The organism is Bradyrhizobium sacchari, assembly GCF_002068095.1.
In the GTDB taxonomy this organism is placed as follows: Bacteria; Pseudomonadota; Alphaproteobacteria; order Rhizobiales; family Xanthobacteraceae; genus Bradyrhizobium; species Bradyrhizobium sacchari.
The window spans coordinates 93,410-97,315 of record NZ_LWIG01000010.1; the positions used below are offsets into that span (position 1 = coordinate 93,410).

General features: G+C 68.5%; 5 protein-coding genes. 4 read left to right on the plus strand and 1 reads right to left on the minus strand.

Annotation, left to right across the window (positions count from 1 at the left end):
* The first annotated feature begins 153 nt into the window (after positions 1 to 153).
* Together A5906_RS14025 and A5906_RS14030 are read left to right on the plus strand one after the other, a co-directional pair.
* Entirely contained in the window at positions 154 to 1,017 is an 864-nt protein-coding gene (locus A5906_RS14025; protein WP_080135783.1) for an ABC transporter permease, read from the plus strand.
* Positions 1,017 to 1,832, plus strand: a complete 816-nt coding sequence (locus A5906_RS14030; RefSeq protein ID WP_080136102.1) for an ABC transporter permease — start codon at positions 1,017 to 1,019, stop codon at positions 1,830 to 1,832. The genes A5906_RS14025 and A5906_RS14030 overlap by 1 nt, the downstream gene beginning before the upstream one ends.
* Here A5906_RS14030 and A5906_RS14035 read toward each other — a convergent pair whose 3' ends face one another.
* The gene (locus tag A5906_RS14035; protein ID WP_080136105.1) at positions 1,833 to 2,168 is read right to left on the minus strand and encodes a hydroxyisourate hydrolase; all 336 of its coding nucleotides are present in this window, start codon (positions 2,166 to 2,168) and stop codon (positions 1,833 to 1,835) included. It lies immediately after the preceding gene.
* Between the two features lie 26 nt (positions 2,169 to 2,194).
* Between A5906_RS14035 and A5906_RS14040 the strand changes: the two genes are divergently transcribed.
* The gene (locus A5906_RS14040) at positions 2,195 to 3,403 is read left to right on the plus strand and encodes an MFS transporter (protein WP_080135784.1); all 1,209 of its coding nucleotides are present in this window, start codon (positions 2,195 to 2,197) and stop codon (positions 3,401 to 3,403) included.
* The coding region (locus tag A5906_RS44365; RefSeq protein ID WP_245326728.1) for an amidase family protein at positions 3,384 to 3,906 on the plus strand (523 nt) is incomplete at its 3' end. The genes A5906_RS14040 and A5906_RS44365, both read left to right, overlap by 20 nt.

Genomic DNA, 3,906 nt, shown 5'->3' on the forward strand with positions numbered 1-3,906 from the left:
GGCGGGTGAGGGTTCTTTCCTCTTGGGGATTGTCTCGTTGCGGAGACACCCTCTCCCCAACCCTCTCCCGCAAGCGGGAGAGGGAGCGCACCCTGGTGGTCGCCGCGATCAAGCCTAATCCCGTCATGCTCTAGGACCTCGAAGGCACAAGCCATGGGCGCAGCACCGGCATCACGGGACGTCACCTCCTACGGAATGGGACTGGCAGCGCCGCTGGCGCTGTTCTTCCTGCTCTTCTTCGTCGCGCCGCTGCTGCAATTGTTCTGGCTCTCGCTGCACAACGACACGGCCGGGCTCCATTGGGGGCTCGGCCAGTACCTGCACTTCCTTACCGATCCCTTCAGCCTCGGCGTGCTCGGCTCGACGCTGCTGCTGGGAGCCGAGGTGACGGCCGTCTGCCTCGTGCTCGGCTTTCCCATCGCCTGGCTGTACCAGCGCGTCGGGCCGAAGCTCCAGACCATCATCATCCTGATCGTGCTGCTGCCGCTGCTCACCAGCGTCGTGGTGCGCACCTTCGCCTGGATCGTCATCCTCGGTCGCCAGGGCATCATCAACGCCACGCTCCAGTCGCTCGGCATCATCGATACGCCGCTAAAGCTGCTCTACACCCAGTTCGGCGTCGTGATCGCGCTGGCGCAGGTGCAGATGCCCTTGATGACGCTGCCGCTGATCACCGCGCTCGGCCGCATCGACCCCAATCTCGACGATGCCTCCTGCTCGCTCGGCGCCGGGAGCTGGCGCACCTTCTTCCGGGTTGTGCTGCCGCTGTCGCTGCCCGGCCTCATCGCCGGTTGCACGCTGACCTATGCCGCCGCGATCACCGCCTTCATCACCCAGTCGCTGATCGGCGGCGGGCAGATGCTGTTCATGCCGATGTATCTCTACCAGCAGGCCTCGACGCTGCAGAACTGGCCGTTCGCGGCCGCGATCTCGATCATCTTCCTGCTCGCCGTGCTCGCGGTCGTCTCGGTCTTCACCACGCTCGGCCGCATGTCGCGCGGCTATGGAGGCGCATGATGAGCGGCCGCAAGCGCACGCTCGAGGCGATCAGCTTCGAGCTCGTCATGACCGTGATCGCCGTGATCGCGCTTGTCATCATCATCGCGCCGTCGCTCGTGGTTCTGATCGTCTCCTTCACCAGCGGCTTCTCGCTGCGCTTCCCGCCGCCCGGCTATTCGCTGCGCTGGTACGCCGAGCTGTGGAACGCCTGGCAGCTGCATTTCGCGGCCAAGAACAGCCTGATCGTGGCGCTGTGGGCGACCGGCCTGTCGGTCACCCTCGGGGTCGCCGCGGCGCTCGCGATCTCCAGGTCGCAGGCCTTGTCGGCGCGGCTGCTCGATTCCCTCTTCATGTCGCCGCTGGTCCTGCCCGCGCTCGCGTTTGGCCTTGCCGCCCTGATGCTGTTCTCGCTGGTCGGCCTGCCGGTGTCGCCGCTGACCCTGGTGATCGGCCACACCGTCGTCTGCGTGCCCTATGTCGTGCGCAACACGGTCGCAGCGCTCGCCCAGCTCGAGCCGACCCTGCTCGAAAGCTCGGCGGTGTTGGGGGCGAGCCGTCTCTACACGTTCCGCCGCATCGTGCTGCCGCTGATCCGGCCGGGCATCATCGCGGGTGCCTTCATCGCCTTCATGTCGTCCTTCGACAACGTGCCGGTGTCGCTGTTCCTGCGCGATGCCGCGACCGACATGCTGCCGATCCGGATGTGGCAGGATCTCGAGGGCAAGCTAGATGTCACCATCGCCGCGCTGTCGGGCGTGCTGATCATCGCCACCGTCGCGCTGGTGGCGGTCATGGAGCGCGTCACCGGCCTTTCGCGGCGGCTGACGAACTGATCAAGCGCCGCGGAACAGCGAATAGCCCCAGCGCGTGAATTTCAGCGGCAGATGAAAATGCTCGTCAACGTTCTTGATGCGGAAGCGGAACGGGGTCACGGTCAGGAAACCATCACTGTCGCCAAAGAACTCTCCGAGATGAAACAGCACCTCGTACTCGCCAGCGATCACGCCTGCGCCTTGCGCAACGGAATGATCGAGCACGCCGTTGGCGCCGAGCCGCCCGTCGGCGATGCGCTGGGACTCCGGATCGATCCGCCAGATCTCGACGCGCAGGCCCTGCGCGGGCCGTCCGCTCGCCACATCGACCGCGTGAATGGATATGCCGGCTGCCACCATGTTCCTCCCATGAGCACGCCGCGATGGTAGACGGAAACACCGCCGCTCGGCCAGCACCCGCATTGCTGCCGGCCTTATTGCCTGCTTTGGGCGCGATGACCGCGCTGCAGGCCCTGGTCGCGCTGGCCTTGTTCGCGCCCGGCGTGGTCGCGCCGCGTGCCCATATCGAGGTCTGGCAGCTCTCGATGTTCTCCTGCGCGGTGTTTTCCGTCGGCATCCCCGCCTCGTTCTGGGGCGGCGGCTTCATCGCGCGGGTCGGTTCGCTGCGGATCGCGAGCCTGTGCGCGGCGGCCATCGTCGTCGGCATGGCGCTGGCTTCGCTCGGGTCGAGCGCCGCCCTGCTCGCCGCGGGCCTCTGCCTCGGCCTTGCCATGGGCCCCGAGACACCCGCAAGCGCGGCGCTGCTGTCGCGGCTCGTGACCGCCGAGCGGCGCGCCTTCGTTTTCTCGGTGCGCCAGACCGGCAACCAGATCGGCGCGGTCTGCGGCTCACTCGCCCTGCCCGCGATCGCCATCGCGTTCGGGCCGGCCTGGTGCTATGCGGTCGTTGCTGTCTTGGCGCTATCAGCGATTGCGTTGTTCGAGCGGCTGCGGCCGGCCTATGCCGGCAAGGTCGCCCCGCCGCCAAAACTCGATCTCCGCGCGCGGCTGGCGCTGATGACGGCGGACCGGCGGATCGCGATGCTGGCGCTGGCCTCGATGCCGTTCAGCGCGATGCAGGTGTCGCTCAACACGGTCTTCGTCACGCTCGGCACGCGCGAGCTCGGCCTCAGCCATATCGAGGCCGGCATGGCGCTCGCCTGCGCGCAAGCCGGCGGCCTCGTTGGCCGGCTCGGCTGGGGCTATGTCGCCATGCGCCTCGACGCCTCCCGCGCCGTGCTCGTCGTCATCGGCCTCGGCATGGCTTTTTGCGCGGCGTTGCTGGGCCTCGACGGCGGATCGCTCAGCCGCTCCTGGCAGTTCGTGATTGCCGCGTTGTTCGGCCTGACGGCGTCGGGCTGGAACGGCGTTTTCATCGCCGAGATCGCCCGCCTCGCCCCGCAGGAGCGGATCGGCGAGACCACCGGCGCGGTGCTGACCGCGTCCTATGCCGGGCTACTGGCGGCGCCGGCCGTGGTGTCGATCCTGGACGGCGTGGCCGGCCTTGGCGCGGCGTTCTTCGCCTTGGCGTGCCTCGCGCTCTGCGGCACAGTGGCGCTCGTCTGGGGAGGCCATGACAAAGCCAGCACATAGCGCGCGCGAGATTACGGCCGACGTTGCGGCCGGACGGACAAGCGCCGTCGCGACCGCGACGGCCGCGCTGGCGCGGATCGCTGCAGCCAGGGCCTTGAACGCGGTCGTCACGACCGATCCCGAACGCACGCTGGCCGACGCCGCGGCGATCGACGATCGCCTGCGTGCCGGCGCCACCATGCCGCTCGCCGGCGTCCCCGTCATCGTCAAGGACAACATCTGGGTCGGCGGCTGGCGCGTGACGCAGGGCTCGCGCCTGTTTGCCGATTTCATCGCGCCGCGCGATGCCGTCGCGGTCGAGCGCCTGCGCAAGGCCGGTGCCGTCATCGTTGGCATCGGCGCGACGTCCGAATTCGCCAGCAAGGGCGTCACCACCTCGCAGCTGTTCGGACCGACGCGGCATCCGCTCGATCCGGCGTTGACGCCCGGCGGCTCGTCGGGCGGCCCGGCCGCGGCCGTTGCTGCCGGGCTCGCGCCGCTCGCGATCGGCACCGATGCGGGCG

Excerpts from the sequence above, each read along its gene's own strand:
- A5906_RS14025 (WP_080135783.1), top strand. The coding sequence starts at position 154 with ATGGGCGCAGCACCGGCATCACGGGACGTCACCTCCTACGGAATGGGA.
- A5906_RS14030 (WP_080136102.1), top strand. The coding sequence starts at position 1,017 with ATGAGCGGCCGCAAGCGCACGCTCGAGGCGATCAGCTTCGAGCTCGTC.
- A5906_RS14040 (WP_080135784.1), top strand. The coding sequence starts at position 2,195 with ATGGTAGACGGAAACACCGCCGCTCGGCCAGCACCCGCATTGCTGCCG.